Here is a 22,191-nt window from a genome sequence, read left to right as displayed (position 1 = left end):
TTTCGCAACCAGCCTTCAGGGTGGGCGGCAGCGAACTGTTCGTTCTACCGCTCCCCGTTGTCAAAGTCATTGACGAACTTCTCCGCAATGAAATCCATCACGAGACGCACGGCCGCCTGCCGTCGCATGTCAACGTGGGCGATCAGATAAATATCACGCGACAGTTTTTCTGCGTCCACAGGCAGCGCGATTACGCGTTCATCGTCTGCCGCAAAAAAGTGGGGAAACGCAGCAATGCCCAGACCTTCGCGCGCCGCGGCAAGCTGGCTCACCAGATCGTTGCTCCTGAACCCGATGCGGCGGCCACCCGCGAAGTCAAGCAGCCATACCTGCTCCGGTACGTGATCGAGTGCCGCATGGTACGCAATGAACTGCCACTCGCCGGATGGCCGGCTGATGTAGCCCTGCGCCGCATACAGCCCGTAACTCACGCTTCCGATCCTGCGAGAAACATAGCTTGGTTCGGTAGGTTGGGTCAGGCGAACGGCAATATCCGCCTCCTGACGACTGAGCGAGATCATCGGCTGAGTGCCCAGGAGCGTCAGTTCGATTTCGGGATGCCGTGAAGCAAGTTCGGCAAAACGAGGCGCGAGGAAGACGCTCGCGAAAGCAGGCGGAGCACTGACAACGACTCTCGCCCGCGCTCCCGTGTTACGGCTTCGCACCGCCATTTCCAATGCATGAGCCTGCGTCTGCATGCCCTCGGCGACGCGCGCAACGTCGAGGCCCGCATCGGTTAACCGCCAACGTCTCGCAAGGCGGTCCACCAACGTTTCTCCCAACGCGTGCTCGAGCGCTGCAATACGCCGCGCAACTGTGGCGTGATCCACCTGCAGCTTGCGCGCCGCACCCGACAGAGTGCCCGCCTCCGCCAGGGCGATGAAATGTCTCATGTCATTCCAGTCGAACATTGGTGCAAATTCTCACAAGCGATGTGAATGCTTTCCGGGTTTCCGACTTCCGGTACCAGTGCTATTTTGCATGATGCTTGACATCTTATCGTGATGCCGGCGCCGAGTGCATGCGTCGCATCGCGTGGCATCTATTGATGGCGATGGAAATTAACGATTCCCGAGGAGCCAGGTTGATCAGGATTCTTCCCTTATGCCTCGGCACGTTTGCGCTTGGCATCGACGCGTACATCATGGCGGGCTTGCTGCCCGGCATCGCCAACACCTTCGCGGTCTCCGCCTCCGTGGCAGGTCAAACGGTCACAATGTTCACCGCGTGTTATGCCGTTGCAGCGCCGGTGTTTGGCGCACTGACGGCAGGCAAGCCCGTGCGGCGCGTGCTAGGCGCAGCGCTGATCCTTTTCACGCTCGCGAACACGCTTAGCGCACTCGCAACGAGCTTCCCCGTCCTGCTCCTGTCGCGCGCAGCAGCCGGAGTCGGCGCAGGCCTATATGGTCCCAGCGCATTCAGTGCTGCTGCAAGCCTGGTTTCTCAGGAACGACGAGGCCGCGCACTCGGTCTCGTCGTGGGCGGCCTCGCACTGGGCACCGCCGTCGGCGTACCGTGCGGTCTCATCGTCGCTCACGGTTTCGGCTGGAGAAGCGCGATGTGGCTGATAGTGGCGCTAGGTGGAATCGCATTCACGGGCGTCGTTTCGCGCATGCCCGAAATCGCCGCCTCGAGACCACCTTCGCTTCGCCAACGCGTTGCAGTACTGGTCGACCCTCGTGTCGCTGCAACCATTGCTGTTTCATTCGTCACATCTGCCGCATCAATCGGGCTCTACACCTTCGTGGCACCGCTGCTGCGCGCGAGCGGCGGCATCACTGATCCGTTGCCTTATCTGTGGGCCTGGAGTGTAGGCGGGGTTCTCGGCATCTACTTCTGCGGCGCGCTGATCGACGCCACAGGCCACCCGGAATGGGCGATGTCGGTCGTGCAGATTCTGATGGTCACAGTTTTCGGAACCCTGGGACCAGCGCTGCCCTATCCCGCAGCGGCTCTCGCCCTGTTTGGTGTGTGGGGCGCCGCGGCGTGGTCCTCGCAGGCGCCACAACAACACAGATTGCTGACTTTGCATCCGGACAAAGCAGGCGTCGTCGTCGCATTACAGAGCTCCGCGCACTATCTCGGCAGTGCTGCCGGCGCTGCGCTGGGCGGGCTCGCCCTTGCCGCGGGCATCCGCCTTACGCAGTTGCCGATGTTATCTACGGCACTGGTCGTCATCGCCCTGTCAGGGCAACTCGGCATTGCCCTCTGGGCAAAGTCGGACTCGATCCGCTCTCGCCCAGGCGAGGCATGATCCCATCAAACAGGAAGTCCTCAATGAAAGCCATTCAGTATCGAAAATTCGGAGGCCCCGAAGTCCTCGAGTACGTCGGATTGCCCGACCCCGAGCCGCGAGCGGGCGAAGTGTTGATCGAAACCACTGCTATCGGTGTCAACTTTCCGGATGTTCGGGAGCGCATGGGTGTCTACAACCGGGCAGAGACGCAGGTCGGCGGCGTGACGCTACCTCAGGTCGGCGGGCTGCAAGTGGTCGGCCGTGTGCTGAATGCCGGCACCGAGGCGCACGACCACCTGGTTGGGCGCAAGGTGATGGCCCTGATGTCGAAGGGCGCTTACGCGCAACGCGCAGTGGCTCGCACTGACATGCTCGTTGAACTCGAAGACGATACCGATGACGTCGTCATGGCGAGCGTGCCGTGTCAGGGCGTGACTGCATTTCTCGCTCTTCAGGTTTGCACAGTGCTGCGCCCGGGCGAAAGCGTGCTGGTTCATGGCGCAGCCGGCGGCGTCGGCAACCTCGCGGTCCAGATTGCGAAAGTACTCGGTGCGGCCACGGTAATCGGGACCGCGAGTTCAGACACCCGCCGAGCCTTCGTATTGAGCCGTGGCGCCGACCATGCGATTGCTTATGACTCGCCGCACTGGCCGGAATCGGTCCTGAGCCTCACTGACGGCAAAGGCGTTGACGTGATCCTCGAAACAGTCGGCGGCGACGTCTTCGACGAGAACTTCGCCTGCCTTGGCATGCTTGGCCGATGTGTTGTCATCGGTTCGACGCGCGGCCCCGGCAAACCTCTCGCGCCGCGTCGGTTGATGGCAAAAGCGCAAACGCTGACCGGAGTCTATCTGCCCTCGTTTTTTCAGCGCCCGGATCTTATCCTGCGTGGTCTGCGCTTCCTGAAAGACGGCATTGCACAAGGACTGATTCGACCGAGGGTTGCGGCTACGCTCCCGCTGAGCCGCGCGGCCGATGCGCACGCCATGCTCGAACGCCGGGAAGCCCAGGGCGTCATCGTCCTCGATCCGAGGTACTGATCAATGGCCCTGCTCCAACGCGTTCGCGCAGATCAGTCATGGTCCCGCTCGCTGAACGCTCTCCGCGAGGATCGCAATCCCCAGGATTATTTATGAAAAAAAATTACCTCGCCGTGGCCGCGCTCGCCGGTGCGTTGATGTCTGCAGGTGCAACGTACGGCGCACAAACGGATGTGGCTCCTGTGAATCTTGACTCCGCGCACCCTTTGCCCGATGGATCGCTTGAAGATGTGAAGAACCGCTTCCGGCAATTGACATTGGCGGCAAACCGTCACGACGCTGCAGCCATAGAGAAGATGTTCTGGGACTCACCGTCAGCGCTGCTGGTCGCAAAAAGCGTCGATCCCGCAGAGGGAAGTTGGGCCGGCTTTTGGGGATCTGAATCAGTGGCGCACAAGCTTCAGGATATCTACGCTGCCGGCACACTCACACTGTTTCCCGACTGGGCAAAACTAAAGGTGGTGGGTATTTCTTCAACAGTCGCACAGACGTATGCGCCGATGAAAATCGCCGTCAGCTACGGCGGCCAGGATCCATCTCCGCGTCCGTTTATCATGATCATTCAATGGCTGAATCTGGATGGTCAATGGAAAATCGCGTCGGAAATCATCTTGCCAGTGCCGTCGCCCTGACCCGCCGCGATTTAGTCCGAACTCGCGAAATAGCACAACTCACCGCTGATCCAGGTCCTCATTGCCGATCAAGTTGGCCGCCGCCTGTCATAAACATCGCTGCTGCCACGAAGGTCATGGCAGCAGCGCTTTCTTGGCCTCCCGGAGGATGGACGACGACAGTTGCTCGTCGTTCACCATACGCGCCATCGTAAGTGCGCCCATCATGGTTGATAGCATGACAAGCGCCTTCTTCCTTGCCGCAGCGGGTGGCAGTTCGGTGAGACGGCTTGCGATGAGGTTGACAAGGTTCACGACGCCCTCGGTGGCCGCGTCGCGCACCTCGTCGCTGGAGCGTGCCAACTCGCCTGCAAGTGCGACGAAGGGACAGCCGCTGCCAGGATCGTCCCGATGCTCCAAAGAAAGATAGTCGTTGATTGCCGCATTCAGACCTCGGACGTCGGTCGAACGCGACAGCGACGCTTCCATCGATTCGCGCAGCGACCCAGCGGCGAGTTGTAGCGACTCCAGTACTACGTGTTCCTTCGATGTGAAATGTTTGTAGAATCCGCCGTGCGTCAGGCCCGCCTGCGACATAAGATCGGCGACGGCAGTCCCGTCTATGCCGTTTTCCCGAAACCGGCTGGACGCCGCCTCGACGATGCGTTGGCGGGTCTCGGCCGCCTCCTGTCTGGATTTTCTCATGACCTCGATGATCTTTCGTTAATTTAGATTTGATATAACATCCAGCTTGCCGGTGCAAGTCGGAGATGCACTCATTGCGTAGGGAGTGACGCGAATCGTCGCGCCTTTCGGGTCCACCACCGGCGGGGCCATCAGTCGATCAAAGGCGCCTCTGCGTCGACGCGATAGCCACTCGAAGACGGATTACCAAGATCGAGGTTACCCAGAAATAAAGGGCTTTTTTCCAATAGCTCCGCCGCCCACTCCACAAAGACGCGTGCCTTAAGGGCGATCTGCCGGCGGTGCGGAAACACGGCTGCAACCGGCATCGGCCCTGGCTGCCACTGAGACAGCACTTCGACGAGTGCGCCCGAGTTCAGGTATGGCGCAAGTATGAACCGGGGAGCCTGAATTAGTCCCATGCCGTTAGCGCTGCATATTGCACAGCTCTCCGCGTCGCTGATTGAAAGCGCAGCCGGCAAGCCGACCTCGACCGCATCACCGTTGATGTCAAACATGAAGTTCGCGACTCTTCCGGTAGCGTGTGAGAGGCAGTGCACTGCAAGATGTTGCGGAATATCCTCCACGCGTTGAGGTTCGCCGTAACGGACAAGGTAGTCGGGGCTGCCAGCGGTCACTATCTCCAGATCACACAGCCGGCGCTGAATGACGCCTGGGTCGTCAGGCTCCCCCATACGGATTGTACAGTCGAGGTTCTCATCGCTCGAGTGAATGGGCTGATCATCCAGACCGATCATCAGCTCGAGATCGGGGAACCGTTTGTGAAAGTCGTCGATGGCTGGCAAGACGACAATTCTTCCAAGCGCCGTCGCGATCTGCACGGAAAGCCGACCTCGCGGTCCGTTCCGAGCGCTAGCAAGCATCTCTTCGGACTCCCTGATCTCGGCCAGGATACGTATGCAATGCCTGTAGTACTCCGCTCCTTCCGAAGTAAGACTAAGGTGTCGGGTCGTCCGCTGCATCAGACGAACCCGCAGATGTGCTTCCAGCTTCCTGACCACAACAGACACCGTCGAACGCGGAAGACGGAGCGCGTCCGCCGCACGGGAAAAGCTGTTCAGCTCGACCACCCTGGCGAACACCTGCATTGACTGAAACCGGTCCATATCGTCTCCAAGTCGACGCCGTATCAGACAACCACCCGGCTCACGAAGGAAACAAGGCAACGGCCCAGGCATCTCACCTGACCGGAACCGCCGGTGGAGAACTATTCGTTGCCACGCGGGCGTCCGGGGAGATGTCCCAGCCGCCGCCCAGCGCACGAAATGCCCCGACCGCGGCGCGCGCCGCGTCCGCGCGTGAGCTGTCCAGATCGTCACGCGCGACGAGGAGTTGACGGTCCGCGTCCAGCACATCTGTGAGGGTTATGGCCCCTGCTCTGTAGGCGCGTTCGGACAAGTCGCGGGCGCGCGTCAGTGATGCCACTTCATCCTGCAACTCCTGCCGTCGAGCCTCTGTCTGGGAAAGCGCTGTGAACGCGTTCTCAACATCCTCAGCGGCCTTGAGCACCGCCTGGCGATACAGTGCAAGCGCCTCTGCGTTCGCGCCTCGCGCCTGCTTAACCTCCGCATCCACCTTCCCGAAGTCAAACAGACGCCACCGAAGCGCCCCCGTACCGACCGGCTGAAACGCTGCCGCGGTAAAGAGGTGATTGGTGCTCACGCTGTCAAAGCCAAGCGCGCCAGACAGGGAGATCTTCGGGTAATAGCCCGAGATTGCCGCGCCGATCCGCTCACTTGAAGCGGCCACTCGCCGCTCCGCCGCGATGATGTCAGGTCTACGCCTCAAGACGTCCAGTGGCTGGTCGTTATCGTCAATCTTCGGGATCGCGGGGATGGTGGAGGAGACGGACAGTTCATGCGCGTACGTTCCCGGCTGCGCACCCATCAGCACATCCAGGCGGTTTAGTTGCGCCTCAAGCGACGTGCGCAGGATAGGTACAGTGGACCTTGCCTGTTTTAGCAGCGCCTCGGCCTGGGCAATCTCCCTCTCGTCCGCCGCGCCAGCGCGACGCCGCACCCGGACAAGCTCAAGAAGGCGTCCGTCGGTGTCAATCTGATCCTGCGCCACCGCAAGCCGCGTCTGGAACCCTCTGACCTGCAGGTATGCATCGGCGGCGTCGGCGGCCACCGTAATCCGCGTGCCGAGTTGCTCAGCCTCGGCCGCCTGCACTTCGTCACGCGCCGCAGCGGCGCTGCGGCGCAGTCCGCCGGCCAGATCGATTTCCCAGCTCGCGGTAGCCCCAACGTTGTATTCGCGCTGGTCGCGACTGTAGCCAGGAAACGTTTTCGCGATGGTGCCGACCGGACTTAACAGGCTCTGATGCTCGGCGGTTCCCGTCGCGTCGAAATCGAGCGTTGGCAGAAGCTGCGCGCCCGCCCCCGCTGCGACCGCCCGCGCCTGCTGAACGCGGGCAAACGCCGCCGCAAGGTCCAGGTTCTGCGCAAGAGCACGCTGAACGACGGTTACGAGCATTGGATCATCAAATCCGGTCCACCAGGTGTCGAGGTGCGGAGACGGTCTGGCCGCTTGCTGGGTGCTTGTCTCAACCCGGTTATGGAACGGCACAAGCTGCGTAGTGGGCGCCGCATAATCTGGCCCCACCGCACAAGCCCCCAGGCCCGTCGCGATTGCTACGCCCACGCATATAACACGGAGCAGGCTCGTTGAAGGCCGGCGCATGACCGTGTGACGTCCGTCTTCAGCCGCCTGCCGCCGGCACGCCGGTTTCGCTCCGCTGATCTCGGGCAGATATGGGGCGCCGTCATGCGGCTCGTGTCGAAGATTGCCAGCTTCACTATGCGAACCTGAAACACACATTAGTCCGCGAGCAACGGCAGTAGTGAAGATCATGTGCGCTCCTTACGGCCAAATTTGCGGATGAAAACATAAAAGGCAGGAGTGAACAGAAGTCCGAAGCAAGTCACACCCAGCATGCCGAACAGCACCGCCGTTCCCAGCGACTGGCGCATTTCAGCGCCTGCTCCTGTGGCGACCGCGAGCGGCGCCACTCCGAGGATGAAGGCAAAAGACGTCATCAGGATAGGACGCAGGCGTGTGCGTGCAGCGTGCACCGCGGCGTCAACCGGTGCGGTCCCCTCGTCCTCCTTCTGACGCGCAAATTCGACTATCAGGATGGCATTCTTCGCAGCCAGTCCGACGAGAACGACGAAGCCGATCTGCGCCAGGATATCGATGGGCATGCCGCGAGCGATCAGGCCAGTGACCGACGCGAGAATACACATCGGTACGATCAGGACGATCGCAAGCGGTAGCTTCCAGCTCTCATACTGCGCGACGAGAACGAGAAACACGAAGAGCGCAGCTGCTCCGAATACCAGGAGCGTCGGCGTGCCGTGTTGCTGCTGCTGGTAAGCCAGGTCCGTCCATTCGAAGCTGATACCCTGCGGCAGCACCTGATGGGCAAGCTCTTCCATGCGATGGAGTGCTGTACCGGTGGCGATGCCGGGCGCTGCGACGCCCTGAACTTCCGCGGCAGGATACAAGTTGTAGCGAGGCACACGATAGGGAATCGTACGGTTCTCCATTTGCGCCACTGTGCCGACCGGCACCATCTCTCCGAACTGGTTTCGCGCTTTTAGACGGGTAATGTCCTGAGGCGTATGCCGGAATTGCCCGTCAGCCTGAACAATGACCTGATAAGTTCTGCCAAGGTAGTTGAAGTCGTTCACGTACTGTGAACCCAGATAGACCTGCAGTGCGGAAAACACATCCGTGGGTGTGAGCCCGACCTTTTCGGCCTTTACACGATCAATATTCGCGAAAACCGATGGCGACCCCGCATTGAACAGGGTAAAGACTCCGGCAAAACTGGGATCCCTGTTGGCCGCAGCAACAAGGGCATTCGCCGCATGCACAAGCGCCTCCGACCCAAGTCCCGCGCGGTCCTCCAGCATCATCTTGAACCCGCCCGAATTGCCAAGACCCTGCACAGGAGGCGGCGGAATGGTCAGCACATAAGCGTCCTTGATGACGGAAAGGCGTTTGCGCAGGTCGGCCAGTACCGTGTTCGCGGTCACTCCCGGAATCTCGTGGTTGTACAGCGACGGCAACCCCGAAAAAATCGTTCCCGAGTTCGACGCCACGGTCAACGTTGTTGCGTCAAGCCCAACAAATGGGGCAACGTGTTCAATTCCGCGCGTCGTCAGGATAATGTCAATGGCATTTCGGACCACTTTCTCGGTACGGTCGAGTGCCGCGCCCGGCGGAAGTTGAACCACGGTAATCAGATAACCCTGATCCTGCTCCGGAATAAAGCCGGTTGGCGTACGCGAGAATTCAAGACCCGTAATGCCAATCAGCACGACGTATATTGCGAGAACGACGGTGAGTCCACGAACGATACGACGTGTGAGGTTTCCGTACCCGAACGACAGTCTGTCAAAGCCCCTGTTAAAGCGATCGAAGCCCGCATGTAGCAGACGCTGCGCGAGGCCCCTGTGCGACGCGATATGCGGCTCATGCGACTTGAAGAGCACCGCGCAGAGGGCGGGACTCAGCGTAAGCGACACAAAGCAGGATATGACAGTCGATGCTGCGATCGTCACCGCAAACTGGCGAAAGAACAGCCCCGAAATCCCGCTAAGGAAGGCGGACGGGATGAAGACCGCACATAGCGTCAACGCAATCGACAGCAGTGCCCCGCCCACTTCGTCCATCGTCCGGTGGGCCGCCTCTACCGGCGACATGCCAGAGCGCATGTTGCGCTCGACGTTCTCGACTACGACGATCGCATCATCAACGACAATGCCGACCGCCAGCACGAGGCCAAACAAAGACAGGTTGTTTAGCGATATTCCGAACGTGGCGAGTACGATGAACGACCCAAGCAGGGAGACCGGAATTGCAACGACGGGGATAATCGTGGCCCTCCAGTTCTGCAGGAAAAGAAAGACGACGCCAACAACCAGCAGGATTGCGACGAATATGGTGACAATCACCTCGTCGACCGATTTGCCGATAAAGATGGTCGGGTCGTAGATGATCTTGTAGTCCATTCCTGCGGGGAACTCATTCTTTAGCCCGCGCATCGCGGACAAAACCTGCTGCTCGACTGCAAGCGAGTTCGCACCGGGCTCCGCGTAGATGAGCAACGTCGAAGCGTTGTCACGGTCCATGAAAGCGGTTGAGCCGTAGTCTGCGGCGCCGACTTCGACCCGGCCAATATCGCGTATCCGCGTCACGCGACCCTGTGCGTCGGACTTGACGACGACGTCGGAAAATTGCTGTGGCGTGGACAGCCGGCCGAGCGCCTCTACGTTTATCTGGTACGCGTCGCTGCCCGCCGTGGGCGGCTGGTTCAGGACACCAGCCGATACCTGCAGGTTCTGTGCGCGTAGTGCTGTGAGCACTTCACTCGCGTTCAGATTGTTGGCTGCGACCTTGTCGGGGTCGATCCAGATACGCATTGCGTACTCACGGGCACCCTGGAACTGCACATCGCCGACGCCTTGCAGACGCGCTAGCGTGTCCTTCACGTGCAACGTCGCGTAGTTCGAGAGATAAAGTGTGTCGCGCGTTCTGTCAGGTGAGTACAGGTGAACAGCCAGCAATATGCTAGGTGTCGACTTCCTCACCTGAACGCCAAGGCGCCGGACGTCTTCGGGCAGGCGCGGTAGTGCATCCTGAACCCGATTCTGTGTGAGCATCTGCGCGACGTTCAGGTCGGTGCCGATACGAAACGTAACCGTGACCGTCAACCGGCCGTCTCCCGTGGACTGGCTGCTCATGTAGAGCATGTTCTCGACGCCGTTGATCTGCTGCTCAAGCGGCGTGGCCACTGTTCGCGCAATCGTTTCGGCCGACGCGCCCGGATAGGATGTCGTCACCTGCACAGTCGGGGGAACGATCTCCGGGTACTGGGCGACGGGAAGCACGAACATCGCGCCCAGGCCAATTAGCGTCAGAAAGGCACTGACCACCGTCGCGAAGCGCGGCCTGTCGATAAAGAAATGGGCAATACGCATGGCTTCACTGTCCGCTAGTTCTGTTTAGGCTCATAGCGGATCGCACCATCGCGCGTCGCCACTTTCGTTCCGGGCGCCGCAAAGGGCAAACCGTCGACGATCACGCGATCGTCCCGAGACAGGCCCGAGCGGATCACACGCAATCCCCCGCGTATCTCACCGACCTCGACATGCTTTGCCACAACCGTTCCGTCGGTGCTAACCGTCATCACGAGGTACTCGGACTGGTCGGGTAAAACGGATGCGTCCGGCACGAGCAGCGTCGGTGCGGGATGCGCCACCGCGAGACGCACGCGCGAGAACTCGCCAGGTGTAAAGCGCAGGTCGGCATTGGACACCGTCGCTCGGGCGTGGATCGTGCCGCTGGAACGGTCCAGCACGTTGTCGATGAAATCAAGCGTGCCTTGCCGTGTGTAGGTCGTCGAATTGCCCGCCGCCAGTTCGACGCGATTTGCAATCGGCCCTTTGGCGTCGCCGCGATACTGCGAAAACGACTGGAAGTCCGCCTCGCTCATATCGAAGTCGAGGTAGACCGGATCGAGCGAGACGAGCGTCGCGAGCAACGTCGTCGGACTCGTTGCGCCACGGCTGCCTGCAATAAGGTTACCGGTGGAAACAAGATGCCTGCCAATGCGGCCGGTAAACGGCGCCGTGATGCGGCAGCGATCCAGATCGAAGCGGGCGTCGCGGATCTGCGCCGCAGCATCGTCGAGTGCGGCTTGCGCAGCATTCAGTTCGGACGTGCGCTGCTCGACGTTCTGCGTCGTGCCAGCATCATTGCGCTCAAGCTCCCGTGCGCGCGCCAACTCCTGCTTTGCCAGAACGAGGCGCGCCTCAGCGGTGCGCCGCAAGGCAGTCGCCTGCGCGAGCCGAATCTCATACGGCACGGGATCGATGGTGAACAGCAGATCGCCCTTGTGAACGATGTCGCCGTCCCTGAAGTGAATACCCGTGAGCGTACCGCCTACCTGTGCGCGCAGTTCCACCTGATCGACGGCCGAGAACTGCCCAAGAAATCCAAGTCGGGTGTCGAGGTCGCGTACCAGCGGCCGGCTGATCGTTACCTCATGGGGCGGCACGGGTCGAGCATTGGCGACGCTATCACCGCCATCATGCGAGTAGAGAAACCACGCGCCCCCGCTTGCCATGATCACAGCGGCTGCGGCAGCCCAGGTTCTGGCGCGTCGGCCCACCGTGCCATATCGCGCACGACGAACTGTTCTGCCGTCTTCCAGCCTTGTTTTCGTATCCAACTTCGATCACCTCGAAAAGTGTTGTCGTTCGCCTCGTCGCGAAACGGCGTCTCGACCAATCGGCGCACCAACTGATTGCGCGGACCGGACAACGCGGCTATTTAGATTTTGCACAACTTCTAACTGGCGTTAGATTACATGTGAAATCTAATACGTCAAGACTTTTCAAGGCGCTAACCAGTAGCTCTACCGGCCCTCAACCGATGCATCTCAGAACCAGCAACGCTTCGCCCGATTGTTCGCGCCTGGCAGCATGTGTATTCATCATCGACGGATTTATGCGAACAACTGGATCCGCTATGCTGTGCACGCTTTTAACTACTGTGCGCGTGGAATCGCTTTCGCGTGCCATGGCAGGTGATTGCGTTTGTTCTTTTTGCGGCATGAAGGAGCGCTCCTCCATACCGGTCCTTCTTTTGTCGCGGCGCACGTTCCCTGAAGTGCGCTTTTTTTTTGAGGCGCAAGACATGATCGGCGACGACGCGATGAGGCGATCCATTTATGAGCGCGAATCGCGTGCACACAGGCTGTCCCGGCAAGATGTGCTTTCCGACGTTCTCGATCTGATACGGCTACGAGGCGAATCAATCGAGATATACGAGACGGTCGAGGCGCAACGCAAGCCCTTTGATGCTGGACGCGCCCGCTTTCACTTTATTCAGGACGGCGCCTTCCGGCTCGACGCGATCGCTATCGGTACGACCACGTTAGTCGCCGGTGATCTTGTTTTGCTACCTAAGGGATGTGCGCATGTTCTCTCCGCAATCCATGCGCGTGACTCTCTGCCCGGATCACCCTCGCGACCCGATGAATGTCGCAGCTTCGCCGAAAAGCCCTTTCGCGTCCTGACGGGCTCGTTCGTATTCGAATCCGCATCCGCCGGCTCATTGATCGCGGGTCTCCCGGACGTCATTCATCTCCGGGCCGACGCATCGGGTACACCGGAATGGCAACACGCGATCCTGCGGTTCGTGCGGCTGGAAGCGAGCGAGCCGTCGCCAGGCGCTGCGCTCATGAGCGATCGCGAGTTCCTCCAGCGCAATCGCCACACGAAGACAGTTACCCGTCTTCGCGCCATACAGGGTAACGTCGGCGGACATTGTCAGGGAGCCGGCGTTTCGGGCATGACGATGCGCTCGTACTGGCCTCCGGCCGCAGCTTGCCGGTACGCAGGCGCGTCAATCATTGACTGCGGAAAGATCGGAGCCAATGCACTGGCATCATCCAGCCGCTCGACGTGATGCTGTGCAAGCGTGAGCTTTGCAGCGCCAAGGTATGCCGATAGCTGTTCGCTCGTCCGAGGTCCAATGATCGGCAGCGAACCCTTTAGCAAGACCCACGCTACTGCCACCTCGGATGGCGTGACCCCAAGCTCGGTCGCAACCGCGAGGGTGGCATCGACGATCGCCGTACGCTGGCCGGAATTTTCCTGCTGGAATACGGCACCGCCCAGTGCTTCAAGGCGCCCTTTCTCGCCCCGACGGTACTTGCCCGAAAGCAGTCCACCACCGAGCGGCGACCACGCCACCATCCCAAGTCCAAGTGCCTGGCCTGCCGGCATCAGTTCGTGCTCGGCTGTGCGCTCGACCAGGCTGTGCTCGAACTGCAAGCCGGCAACTCGCGCCCAGCCACGCAACTCGGCGATCGTTGCCGCCCGCGCAACGCGCCACGCAGGGAAGTCGGACAGTCCGATATAGAGCACCTTGCCGCTGCACACCAGGTCGTCCAGGCCTCGCACGATCTCGTCCGTTGGTGTGATGCCATCGGAAAAGTGCACCCAGTAGAGGTCAATGCGATCGGTCTTGAGACGCTTGAGGCTCGCCTCAACAGACAGGCGCATCGCGAGCCGGCTATTGCCCGTCGCCAAAGCGCCCGCGTTGGGCGCCGCTGCCTGAGTGTACTTGGTCGCAACCACGAAGTTATCGCGACGGCCCGAGAGGAGCTTACCGAGAAACTCCTCGGATTCTCCGAACTGATACACGTCGGCGCAATCCAGAAAGTTACCACCCGCGTCCGCATATCGGTCGACGATCTCGCGTGCGGCATCAAGATCTGATCCGTACCCCCACCGGCCGCCGAAGTTGGCTGTACCAAGAACCAGCTCAGACACGCGCAGGCCCGTATGTTTACCGAAGACACGATATCGCACGATTACACCCCTTGAAGCTTCGGGAGATACGGCGCCACGGCAGCTGCCGATGTGTCGGCAGGCGTGAGGACACGACTGGTGGTCGAACCGCCGATATAGCGCTCATAGATCCTCCACCCCGCCGCCGTCTTGCGCAGCCGGTCACGCATCGGCGAATACAGCCAGATCGCGGGCAGCCCGGTATCGTTGTGCATCACCTGGCCCGCACCGAGTTTCGACGCATCCTCGGGCGAGGCATAGCGGACCAGCAGGTTTTGATATCGCACGACCACGCCGTCTTCGTCCTCATCGACGATATGGTTTGTGGCATGACGCCCCACGCCAGGTATCAGATACGGATAGTCATGCTCGAAGAAGCGCCGGATTTCGGTGTGTCCATTAATCGTTCCGTGAAAGTGGTACGCCACGGCGTCGGGCAGGAATGCCTCGATCATGGCTTCGACGTCCCATGTCTCGAAGAACCAGTTGACGCGATTGACGAAGTCGACGGCGCTCGCCCGGTCTTCGGCGCTGACTGTGCTCACATGCGGAACGGAAGGAAAGGCTGTCATGCAAAGTCCTTGAAAGAAGACGTTGATCGGAATGAGACAGATAATATGTGCAATTACACATATGAACGAAAAATTTTCAGCCTGCAAAGACGACGGTCAACAGACCTGCCCGCAGTGCAGCCGCCTGTTTGCGACTGACGCCAGCTTCGAACTCCGCCTGCGCTGCTCGCCAGCAGGGCTCAGCCTCCGACAGCTTCGCCTTGCCCGCAGCGGACAGCGTGAACGTCAGTGCCGCTTTCGGACCTTCCGCATCGCTCGTCAACCAGTTTGCGTCCCTCAGGGGTCTGAGTGCACGTACCAACGTGGTCCGCTCCATCACCATCAGGTCCGCCAGATCGGCAACCGCGATTCCTGGATGCTCTTCAACGAGCGCAAGTATCGAAAATTGCGAGATCGAAATGCCCACGCCTGACAGATGGCTATCGTAAATACGCGACACGTACCTGGCAGCGCGACGTGCAGCCAGACAGTGACAAAGATCGGGACCAGTGAGCGGTTTCATGTTTCTTATTCTCATGTGCTATTACACATTTGTCAATGCTTCGGGATAGCGGCTCACGACTCAGCCAAAGAGGTGCTTTTGTGAGGGGCCGCCTCAGAGATCGGCCGACTTTTCCGTCGCCCACGCTTCGCCGGCCGACATTGCAACGGGCTGGCGGATACGGTCGTATCGACCATCGAAAAATCTTCTCTCTTATCTTTCGGACGCAATGTCATTGAAACCGGACGACGTGCAATAGGCGGCGCCCCTGAGCCCGGTTACCGTTCGTGTTGGCGTCGCGCTCGTCCTGATACTTCCTGTCGCTAGACGGGCGCGATATTGAAATCTCATTTGGCGTCTTAACGTTCCTAACATGAAGTCTTACATTCTGCGGCTCTTTGCTGCTCTTGTCGTATCGCTCGGTCTCGTCACCCTCGCATCCGTTGCGGCATGCGGCAGCTCTTCCGCAAGCACCACGGGCACGGTCGTACTCGTACACGGGGCGTGGGCCGACGGGTCTAGCTGGTCATCAGTCACGCGCGTACTGCAGGCGCGTGGCCTGAAAGTAGTGACTGTTCAGCTTCCCCGCACGTCGCTAGCCGACGATGCCGCAACCGTCACCCGTGCCATCGATGCCCAGCAGGGCCCCGTCCTCCTGGTCGGACACTCCTACGGCGGCGCCGTCATTACGCAAGCCGGCAGCATTAACAAGGTTGCAGGTCTCGTTTATGTGTCAGCATTCGCGCCCGCAGACAATCAGTCGATCTCGGATCTGACGAGTCCCTTTCCGAAGCCGGCCTGGCAGGCGGGTCTGGTATCCGACGAAACTGGATTCCTTACGCTCAACACTGACACCTACCTGAGCAGTTTCGCACCGGACCTTCCGAAAGACACATCCAGTGTGCTCGCCACGGCTCAGGGGCCGCTCAATGCGCGCTGTCTTACCGATAAGGTGTCTGTGGCCGCCTGGAAGTCCAAACCGTCGTGGTGGGTCTATGGCGACCAGGACCAGATCATTCCCGCGGCGCTCCAGCAGGCCGAGGCTAAACAGATCGGCGCGAAGATTACGTCGATTGCTGGCGCGAGCCATGTAGCACTGATGTCTCAACCTGCCGCAGTGGCCGCGGTAGTTCTCGACGCGGCACGAGCCACCGGCGTGCTCTGACTGGTCTCGAAAGCATCAGCGCGGCGGGGCTAACGCCCGCCGCGCCCGCCCTCTTGCGCAATAGCTCACGCAGTGACAGAGATATCATTTTCCTGACGACCTTAAAATGATCACACGCAAAATATTCGTGGTAGCTGCGACGCTTCTGTCGTCATTGCTATTTTCCGCTTGCATGGCAACCACATCCGGCCAATCAGCTACGCAACGGATCTCACCCGTCAGCGCTTCGCCTAATGAAACTGGCGTGAGCAGGAGCGACGTAGATGGCCAGCAGGATCAACATGCCGGCGACGCGGAAAAGCATAACCTCGAGATTCTTCGCTTTGTCCGCGGTTTCTAGCCGACAAGGAATGACGGTCACAGCGAGCGTAATGCGTTGCGATCTGGTGACGGGGTGATGTACCCCCAAGCAGAGATTTTAGGAAGGGGCAGCGACGTCTTCGTCCTGCCAATCTCCACGGCGTGCAGCATAGCGAGACCGTATTCAGCGATGGACCGCGTGTTGCGCCTTTCGCCGCTGCGTCGCATCGCGCCATGAAATACCGCAGTGGGTTATGACGTACGTCTCACTACGACTGGCTCCTTCCAAAGGGTGCGGCCAAAAAACGTCAGTGTGCGGTCCCACGCGAGTTGCGCCCAAATCGGATCGTATTGCGTGCCTGATATGCGCCCATCGCCCACGGCGGTTTCATTGGCGAACGCATGATGTGCAAGATAGCGATGGAATTCCGCCGAGACCTCACTGCGGGCGAACCTCTCCTCAAGCACATCCACACCCGCGGCAGGAAAGAATGCATCCTGTGTGGCCCAGTGCGCCTGGATGGGCGCTTTGATGCCAGAAGCGTCCAGGCGATCCAGCGGCGGGAATCCATACCATATAACGCCAGCCGCAAATTCAGGGACAGCGCTGAGGGCAAGAAGCGTCAATGCGCCGCCCATGCAAAACCCGGTCACACCGATATTTCTCGTGTACGTACTCAGGTATTGAACCGCGCCGCGAACGTCCTGAGAGATTGCGTCAGCAAAGTCCAGACTATCCATGTAGTGGTGAGCCTCTTCTTCCTCGACTGTAGACTTTCCTCTGTAGAGGTCGGGCACCAGCGCGATGTAGCCCGCGTGAGACAGACGGTCCGCCACGCCCCGGATCTGAGCGTTAAGCCCCCACCACTCCTGGATCACAACGATTGCCGGCGCGCCTTCCAGCTTCGCCGGATTAGCAAGATAGCCCTCAACGGCTTGACCGTCCGGACGGCAAAAGCTGACCATGGTTCCCACGTTGCGCATCGGATTTCCTCCCATAATTTATCGACAGTTCAAGTTAAGCGCGGCTGCCTGCTTATTGCGTGGTCAACCGGCTTTCAGAGTCGCAAAGGGCATCCGTGTACCGCCTATGACCACGGAACCCCGCGCCTGAGAGTTGAAAAACTCGTCTCTTGTCGCTGCGAGGTTTCTCCGTGGCTAGCAGCTATGAGACGATGAACATAAGCGAGCACCGGCTGCTGCATGAAGGTTCTAGTCTTCGCGATCGAGAAAGGCCGTGACATCGGCCACGAAGCGCTTGGGATACTGATACTGCGCCCCATGACTCGAGTCAGGGTACAGAATCAGCTGAGCGTTCGGCAGCTTCTCCTCCAGGGTGAACGAATTCACCGGATAATGAACGATGTCGTGATTGCCGCCCACGATGAGCACAGGCTGCTTGATGTTTTTCAGGTATGCATCCGCATCAGCGTGAGGCGCGCCCCATGCCGCGAACGCCGCTACCTGCGCCGGTGCGACCTTATCATTCACGTCCGGGTCACGATCGCGCGAACGAGCATGAAGGCGATTGAGGAATTCACGTCCCGCAGCGCGACTCGCGTCTGATTGCGTGAAGAACACATCAAGCAGCAGTTGATCGTTGTTTCCGCTGTCCTTCTTGATCATTTCCTGGAACTCTGGCGTAAGCGTGGCCATTCCAGCCCCGCCGCGAGGTCCGCTCCCCACCAACACCAGATGTCGAACAACTTCAGGGCGCTCAACGGCAACTTCCTGTGCTACGAGACTTCCCAGAGAAAATCCGAGAAGATCAGCCCTTTTGACGTTGAGTGCGTGAAGCAGGTCGATAGCATGCCGTGCCATCCCCTCGACGGTGCTGGGAACTTCTCCTTCTGAACTGGCGACGCCGGCGTTGTCGAACAGAATTACCTCTCGATTTTTAGCAAAACCGTCAATGACCGCAGGGTCCCAGTTGTCCATGTTGCCCACAAAGTGCTGGAAAAAGACCAGCGGCACATTGCCGGGTTTTCCGAAACGGCGATAGGCGAGCTTCGTACCGTTTACATCGATAAACCTCGTCGGCGCTGTCTGATGCGTGTAGACGGCGCGCAGATTCTGCCCTTCCCCTGCCGCATTGGATGGCGTAGTTGCGAAAGCGGCAGCTGTAGCAAGTACTAGCACCCCCGCCTTGACCGTCGCGATTTTTATCGGTTTTCTCACTTCAGTACTCCTGAATTCAACACATTAAAAAATATTCTTACTGCGCTCCGAGAACTGGCGTGGTGTTGGGGACGAACGCTGCTTACGCCGGATTCTTGACGGAAGAGCGCTCGTCAACCGTCTGCCGCCAATTGAGCAGCGCGGTGCATTCCTCGGGGACCCGAATGTTTGCAAAACCAGCGAACACGAGTCCCGCCCAAACTGTGATATCCGCCATTGAGAAGGATTCGCCCGCAACGTACGGTTGCGCCGTGAGCACCTTGTCAAAGTAGCGCATCCCGGCAACAGCCTTGTCGCGTGAGCGTTCACCCCATTCTCGGCGGCCCTCCCAATCGGGGCTCTTGTACGCCTGAAGCGCCGGTCCAAGACCCGGCGTCGCATGGTGAAAGTAGATCCCTACCGCATCGATCAGTTCTGACTCAGCCCGCTTCTGCATCATATGAACCAGCGCTTTCTCTTTTGGCGACTTGCCCGTCAGCACCGGATTGCCGTCAAGATTGTCAAGATACTCAGTGATGGCCGTGCACTCCGAGATGTACGTTCCGTCATCCAACTGCAGAACGGGCACAGTCCCGGTGGGGTTGATGGCGAGGAAGGCGGCTTGCTTGTGTTCCGCAGCGGGAAGATCAACTTTGATGAACTCAACCTTGGAAGCAAGATTTTTCTCCGCCAGCACGATCCGGATGCGAAGCGGGTTGGGAAAACCTGGAATGTCGAAAATTTTCATGGTCGGTCTCAAAAGGGTCGTTACCTATCGATAGGTAAGTGAAGCGCACTTTAGCGAGGCGTCCTCCCCGTGTCAACACTTACTTATCGATAGGTATCGTGTTAGAGTCTCCCACATGACAACTGACACCAAACAGCGCATTCTCGGCTCTGCCCGACGCATGGTTCAGGCGCGTGGATACAACGCGCTGAGTTTCCGCGAAATCGCCAAAGAGGTCGGCATCAAGAGCGCAGGCGTGCACCACCACTTTCCGACAAAGGGTGATCTAGGCGCGGCGTTGGCGCGCCAGTACACGGAGGAAGCGGTCACTTTGCTGCATGACCTTCTCGAACGGTTCGATAACGAGCAGCTGACGCTGGAGCGCTATGCGAGCATCTTTCGTTCGGCACTCGTGCAAGACAATCGAATGTGTCTTTGCGGCATCATGGCGGCAGAGCATCATGACCTTCCCGCCGAAGTCCGGGTAGAAGTCGATCACTTCACCGAGGTAAACGTCGACTGGCTTTTTAAGGTTCTGTCTCTCAGAGAGGACGGAAGAGATGCCGAGTCTATTAAGCGCCACGCGCTAGCAATTTTCGCGGCTATTGAAGGCGCGCAACTGGTCGCTCGTGGACGCGGCGACGTGTCGGTCTTCGACGCTACGGTCCAGGCATATCGAAGTACCGGCCTTTTTGCGTAAACAGCGCAGGCGCTGTGACTTTGCGATGCCGATCGGGTGCGGGAAAGTGAACATACCCTGTTCGTAGATTGCCCTCATCATGGCGGACGGCGCCAGCGGGCTTTTGACTACGTATCCGAGGTTCTGACCGTATTGTCGGTGGCGTTCGTTCCGGGCGAGGACCGCTGCGAATCGTGAGTTTCCGCCGGCCAAACGAGATGAACAGTGCGCCTATCGGGAGTGGCTCGAAAATCACTTCGATGACTAGCGCGGAAATGCACGATGTTCGCTCGCGCGGCGAAAGCTGCACTGACTGGGAACGTGTGCGCCGAAAAGCGGATCAGGATACGGAAGCGGCCATGGAAAACCACGCCATCGGCGAAGCCATTGGGCGCAAGCGTGACTGGCCGGTGGGCCGGTGAGCCGAAGGCCGCCATATCGGGCAATCTGCCGGGCTCCGTGGCGGGACAGTATGGACTGCTACCGGAAGTACTTCTGCCGAGGGCGGAGGACGAATTAAAAAGGAAAACGAAGCATTCATTCCAGCGGTACGACCGAGCAACTCAAGGTCCCGCAAGTCCGTGTTCTGTCGCGCTCCGATGGCTTCTGATGTCACGCAAACCGCCGCGACAGAATGGAACCAAGCTAGGTTGCTCCGCGCCCACTGGCCTCAACGCGGTCGACAATCCATGCATCAACGTCGGTCTCTAGCCATGCAACCCTACCACCACCGATTTGCACTGGCCGTGGAAACTTACCTCCGGCCAGATACCGATAGACAGTACTTGTGCCCAGGCCAACACGCAGACGCACCTCGCGAAGGCGAATCAAACTTTGCTTTGCCGGATTCTCCTTCGGGGGCGTAATAGACACGACGCTCGCAGACATCCCCGCGCAGTACTGCGACCAGTGGTCCATCATCTTCGGCGCCTCTCGAGCATGTCACCTCGCTGATACGCACGGCGGGCCTTGTTGCTCGTCTTGTGGGCAATCGCCTTGTCGGCTAGCACTTCGGGATACTCACCATACTCCTCCGCCCAGTCCTGAAATGTCGAACGGAACCCGTGCACCGTGATGTCTGTATATCCCATGCCATCGAGCAGTTCTAACATTGCCATATTCGAAAGCGGAGCGCCCTTTTTGTCGCCCGGAAAGAGGTAGCCATACCTGGCCGTCCGCATAGCTCTCTTCACGAGATCGCAGGCCGTATCACACAAGGGCACGCGGTGAGGAAGGCCCATCTTCATCCGCTCGCTGGGGATCGTCGAAATCTTGTGGCGTAAGTCAAACTCTTCGGGCCGCGCTCGCCGGATCTCATTCGTTCTACAGACGGTCAGGATCACCAGGTGCAACATCGCGGCCGAGCGTGAACCTTGGTCTTCCTTCACCTTAAGCTTTGGTATGAATTCAGGGATGTCGGCCCACGGCAACGTCGGAAAATGCTTCAGGGCGCGCCTGCGCTTTGCCAGCATCTTATCCAGGTGACCACGCCAGCGTGCAGGGTTGTCGCCGTCACGGTGCGCCGCGCCTCTTTACGCGCCTCGATCGGGTCAATCTTGTCCTTCACGAGTGCCCTGCATCGAGCCGCCTCGGTACGCGCTTCTGCAAACGAGACAGTCGTCATCGGCCCAAGCCCCATCTCGCGCGAACGCCCGAATAGTTGAACTGATAGATCCAGGAGCGCGAACCCGAGCCAGAAATCTGGAAATAAAGGCCGCCACCATCGGCGTAGTAACCGCGATCAACCAGCTTCGCTATGCGAAGCTGGCGAGAGCCAATGAGGTTGCCTGGATTGAGATTCCGCCATTTCCCACCCCTACTTTCACCCCAACTTGATGGGTCGATTCTGTCGGTACGAGCCGGAAGCAGCAAAGAAAAAACCCCGGAAGGCGCTTGTGGCGGCCTTCCGGGGTTTAGTCCGGGACATCGTGAAATGTCCCGGAAGGTGCTCCTGGCGGAGACGGAGGGATTCGAACCCTCGATCCAGGTTTTGGCCCAGATGCTCCCTTAGCAGGGGAGTGCCTTCGACCTCTCGGCCACGTCTCCCAAACTTTCGCTCGCGCAGGGAGTCAGCGCGACGAAGCCAAGATAATAGCGGGCCGGACCGCCAAGGTCAATGTCCGACGAACACTTTTTGTGCCAATGTCGTC

General features: G+C 59.5%; 20 protein-coding genes, 1 tRNA gene and 1 pseudogene. 6 read left to right on the top strand and 16 right to left on the bottom strand.

Going from position 1 to position 22,191, the window contains the following annotated elements:
* Positions 1 to 44: 44 nt before the first annotated feature.
* Entirely contained in the window at positions 45 to 911 is an 867-nt protein-coding gene (locus C8K18_RS02915) for a LysR family transcriptional regulator (RefSeq protein WP_107706594.1), read from the bottom strand.
* Between the two features lie 110 nt (positions 912 to 1,021).
* Between C8K18_RS02915 and C8K18_RS02910 the strand changes: the two genes are divergently transcribed.
* The 3 genes from C8K18_RS02910 to C8K18_RS02900 all read left to right on the top strand — a co-directional run bounded on the left by C8K18_RS02910 (position 1,022) and on the right by C8K18_RS02900 (position 3,908).
* A complete protein-coding gene (locus C8K18_RS02910) occupies positions 1,022 to 2,254 on the top strand; it encodes an MFS transporter (protein WP_258196048.1) in 1,233 nt (410 codons plus the stop codon).
* Positions 2,255 to 2,277: 23 nt separating this feature from the next.
* Positions 2,278 to 3,276 (top strand): zinc-binding dehydrogenase, encoded by a 999-nt coding sequence (locus C8K18_RS02905; protein WP_107706592.1) that lies wholly within the window; start codon positions 2,278 to 2,280, stop codon positions 3,274 to 3,276.
* 92 nt (positions 3,277 to 3,368) lie between these two features.
* Positions 3,369 to 3,908: a hypothetical protein gene (locus C8K18_RS02900; RefSeq protein ID WP_107706591.1), complete on the top strand. Its 540-nt coding sequence runs from the start codon at positions 3,369 to 3,371 to the stop codon at positions 3,906 to 3,908.
* A 114-nt stretch (positions 3,909 to 4,022) separates the two neighbouring features.
* Here C8K18_RS02900 and C8K18_RS02895 read toward each other — a convergent pair whose 3' ends face one another.
* The 5 genes from C8K18_RS02895 to C8K18_RS02875 all read right to left on the bottom strand — a co-directional run bounded on the left by C8K18_RS02895 (position 4,023) and on the right by C8K18_RS02875 (position 11,727).
* Positions 4,023 to 4,592 carry a TetR/AcrR family transcriptional regulator gene (locus C8K18_RS02895; RefSeq protein WP_006051409.1) on the bottom strand — a complete coding sequence of 190 codons (570 nt, stop codon included), beginning with the start codon at positions 4,590 to 4,592 and terminating at the stop codon, positions 4,023 to 4,025.
* Between the two features lie 131 nt (positions 4,593 to 4,723).
* Positions 4,724 to 5,698, bottom strand: a complete 975-nt coding sequence (locus C8K18_RS02890; RefSeq protein WP_107706590.1) for a LysR family transcriptional regulator — start codon at positions 5,696 to 5,698, stop codon at positions 4,724 to 4,726.
* Positions 5,699 to 5,771: 73 nt separating this feature from the next.
* A complete protein-coding gene (locus C8K18_RS02885; RefSeq protein ID WP_165919796.1) occupies positions 5,772 to 7,274 on the bottom strand; it encodes an efflux transporter outer membrane subunit in 1,503 nt (500 codons plus the stop codon).
* Positions 7,275 to 7,441: 167 nt separating this feature from the next.
* Positions 7,442 to 10,579: an efflux RND transporter permease subunit gene (locus tag C8K18_RS02880; protein ID WP_107706588.1), complete on the bottom strand. Its 3,138-nt coding sequence runs from the start codon at positions 10,577 to 10,579 to the stop codon at positions 7,442 to 7,444.
* A 14-nt stretch (positions 10,580 to 10,593) separates the two neighbouring features.
* Positions 10,594 to 11,727 (bottom strand): efflux RND transporter periplasmic adaptor subunit, encoded by a 1,134-nt coding sequence (locus C8K18_RS02875; RefSeq protein WP_258196047.1) that lies wholly within the window; start codon positions 11,725 to 11,727, stop codon positions 10,594 to 10,596.
* Between the two features lie 308 nt (positions 11,728 to 12,035).
* On the opposite strand from C8K18_RS02875, the pseudogene C8K18_RS34020 reads away from it, so the two are divergent.
* Positions 12,036 to 12,797: pseudogene (locus C8K18_RS34020) on the top strand (cupin domain-containing protein); the annotation flags it as partial.
* Positions 12,798 to 12,934: 137 nt separating this feature from the next.
* Here C8K18_RS34020 and C8K18_RS02860 read toward each other — a convergent pair.
* The 3 genes from C8K18_RS02860 to C8K18_RS02850 all read right to left on the bottom strand — a co-directional run bounded on the left by C8K18_RS02860 (position 12,935) and on the right by C8K18_RS02850 (position 15,034).
* Positions 12,935 to 13,981 (bottom strand): aldo/keto reductase, encoded by a 1,047-nt coding sequence (locus C8K18_RS02860; protein WP_107706586.1) that lies wholly within the window; start codon positions 13,979 to 13,981, stop codon positions 12,935 to 12,937.
* 2 nt (positions 13,982 to 13,983) lie between these two features.
* Positions 13,984 to 14,532: a nuclear transport factor 2 family protein gene (locus tag C8K18_RS02855; RefSeq protein ID WP_107706585.1), complete on the bottom strand. Its 549-nt coding sequence runs from the start codon at positions 14,530 to 14,532 to the stop codon at positions 13,984 to 13,986.
* 76 nt (positions 14,533 to 14,608) lie between these two features.
* Positions 14,609 to 15,034, bottom strand: a complete 426-nt coding sequence (locus tag C8K18_RS02850) for a MarR family winged helix-turn-helix transcriptional regulator (protein ID WP_107706584.1) — start codon at positions 15,032 to 15,034, stop codon at positions 14,609 to 14,611.
* Positions 15,035 to 15,386: 352 nt separating this feature from the next.
* Between C8K18_RS02850 and C8K18_RS02845 the strand changes: the two genes are divergently transcribed.
* Entirely contained in the window at positions 15,387 to 16,178 is a 792-nt protein-coding gene (locus tag C8K18_RS02845; protein WP_107706583.1) for an alpha/beta fold hydrolase, read from the top strand.
* A gap of 552 nt (positions 16,179 to 16,730) precedes the next feature.
* Here the strand turns inward: C8K18_RS02845 and C8K18_RS02840 are convergent.
* The 3 genes from C8K18_RS02840 to C8K18_RS02830 form a co-directional block, all read right to left on the bottom strand.
* Positions 16,731 to 17,462, bottom strand: a complete 732-nt coding sequence (locus C8K18_RS02840) for a dienelactone hydrolase family protein (RefSeq protein WP_258196046.1) — start codon at positions 17,460 to 17,462, stop codon at positions 16,731 to 16,733.
* A 228-nt stretch (positions 17,463 to 17,690) separates the two neighbouring features.
* The gene (locus C8K18_RS02835; RefSeq protein ID WP_006051397.1) at positions 17,691 to 18,656 is read right to left on the bottom strand and encodes an alpha/beta fold hydrolase; all 966 of its coding nucleotides are present in this window, start codon (positions 18,654 to 18,656) and stop codon (positions 17,691 to 17,693) included.
* An 82-nt stretch (positions 18,657 to 18,738) separates the two neighbouring features.
* Positions 18,739 to 19,383 carry a glutathione S-transferase gene (locus C8K18_RS02830; protein WP_053858345.1) on the bottom strand — a complete coding sequence of 215 codons (645 nt, stop codon included), beginning with the start codon at positions 19,381 to 19,383 and terminating at the stop codon, positions 18,739 to 18,741.
* A 115-nt stretch (positions 19,384 to 19,498) separates the two neighbouring features.
* Between C8K18_RS02830 and C8K18_RS02825 the strand changes: the two genes are divergently transcribed.
* Entirely contained in the window at positions 19,499 to 20,062 is a 564-nt protein-coding gene (locus C8K18_RS02825) for a TetR/AcrR family transcriptional regulator (RefSeq protein WP_006051394.1), read from the top strand.
* Between the two features lie 624 nt (positions 20,063 to 20,686).
* Here the strand turns inward: C8K18_RS02825 and C8K18_RS02820 are convergent.
* From C8K18_RS02820 to C8K18_RS02810, 4 genes are all read right to left on the bottom strand, one after another.
* Complete coding sequence (locus tag C8K18_RS02820; RefSeq protein ID WP_107706804.1) at positions 20,687 to 20,929, bottom strand: AlpA family transcriptional regulator; 243 nt, start codon at positions 20,927 to 20,929, stop codon at positions 20,687 to 20,689.
* Positions 20,930 to 20,958: 29 nt separating this feature from the next.
* A complete protein-coding gene (locus C8K18_RS34015; protein ID WP_308810907.1) occupies positions 20,959 to 21,513 on the bottom strand; it encodes a site-specific integrase in 555 nt (184 codons plus the stop codon).
* Positions 21,486 to 21,608 carry a hypothetical protein gene (locus tag C8K18_RS34010; protein ID WP_308810912.1) on the bottom strand — a complete coding sequence of 41 codons (123 nt, stop codon included), beginning with the start codon at positions 21,606 to 21,608 and terminating at the stop codon, positions 21,486 to 21,488. The genes C8K18_RS34015 and C8K18_RS34010 overlap by 28 nt, the downstream gene beginning before the upstream one ends.
* Positions 21,609 to 21,993: 385 nt before the next feature.
* Positions 21,994 to 22,087: transfer RNA gene (locus C8K18_RS02810), tRNA-Ser, on the bottom strand.
* Between the last annotated feature and the right edge of the window lie 104 nt (positions 22,088 to 22,191).

Source organism: Paraburkholderia sp. GV068 (assembly GCF_003058125.1).
In the GTDB taxonomy this organism is placed as follows: Bacteria; Pseudomonadota; Gammaproteobacteria; order Burkholderiales; family Burkholderiaceae; genus Paraburkholderia; species Paraburkholderia graminis.
This window is presented reverse-complemented; position numbering and strand designations above follow the sequence as displayed.

Bases quoted from the DNA above. Each gene is read 5' to 3' on its own strand.
- C8K18_RS02850 (WP_107706584.1), bottom strand. From the start codon at position 15,034: ATGAAACCGCTCACTGGTCCCGATCTTTGTCACTGTCTGGCTGCACGT.
- C8K18_RS02880 (WP_107706588.1), bottom strand. From the start codon at position 10,579: ATGCGTATTGCCCATTTCTTTATCGACAGGCCGCGCTTCGCGACGGTG.
- C8K18_RS02890 (WP_107706590.1), bottom strand. From the start codon at position 5,698: ATGGACCGGTTTCAGTCAATGCAGGTGTTCGCCAGGGTGGTCGAGCTG.
- C8K18_RS02825 (WP_006051394.1), top strand. From the start codon at position 19,499: ATGACAACTGACACCAAACAGCGCATTCTCGGCTCTGCCCGACGCATG.
- C8K18_RS02885 (WP_165919796.1), bottom strand. From the start codon at position 7,274: ATGCGCCGGCCTTCAACGAGCCTGCTCCGTGTTATATGCGTGGGCGTA.
- C8K18_RS02900 (WP_107706591.1), top strand. From the start codon at position 3,369: ATGAAAAAAAATTACCTCGCCGTGGCCGCGCTCGCCGGTGCGTTGATG.
- C8K18_RS02845 (WP_107706583.1), top strand. From the start codon at position 15,387: ATGAAGTCTTACATTCTGCGGCTCTTTGCTGCTCTTGTCGTATCGCTC.
- C8K18_RS02875 (WP_258196047.1), bottom strand. From the start codon at position 11,727: ATGGCAAGCGGGGGCGCGTGGTTTCTCTACTCGCATGATGGCGGTGAT.
- C8K18_RS02910 (WP_258196048.1), top strand. From the start codon at position 1,022: ATGCGTCGCATCGCGTGGCATCTATTGATGGCGATGGAAATTAACGAT.
- C8K18_RS02820 (WP_107706804.1), bottom strand. From the start codon at position 20,929: ATGTCTGCGAGCGTCGTGTCTATTACGCCCCCGAAGGAGAATCCGGCA.
- C8K18_RS02840 (WP_258196046.1), bottom strand. From the start codon at position 17,462: ATGCGCAACGTGGGAACCATGGTCAGCTTTTGCCGTCCGGACGGTCAA.
- C8K18_RS34015 (WP_308810907.1), bottom strand. From the start codon at position 21,513: ATGCTGGCAAAGCGCAGGCGCGCCCTGAAGCATTTTCCGACGTTGCCG.
- C8K18_RS02895 (WP_006051409.1), bottom strand. From the start codon at position 4,592: ATGAGAAAATCCAGACAGGAGGCGGCCGAGACCCGCCAACGCATCGTC.
- C8K18_RS02915 (WP_107706594.1), bottom strand. From the start codon at position 911: ATGTTCGACTGGAATGACATGAGACATTTCATCGCCCTGGCGGAGGCG.
- C8K18_RS02855 (WP_107706585.1), bottom strand. From the start codon at position 14,532: ATGACAGCCTTTCCTTCCGTTCCGCATGTGAGCACAGTCAGCGCCGAA.
- C8K18_RS02830 (WP_053858345.1), bottom strand. From the start codon at position 19,383: ATGAAAATTTTCGACATTCCAGGTTTTCCCAACCCGCTTCGCATCCGG.
- C8K18_RS02905 (WP_107706592.1), top strand. From the start codon at position 2,278: ATGAAAGCCATTCAGTATCGAAAATTCGGAGGCCCCGAAGTCCTCGAG.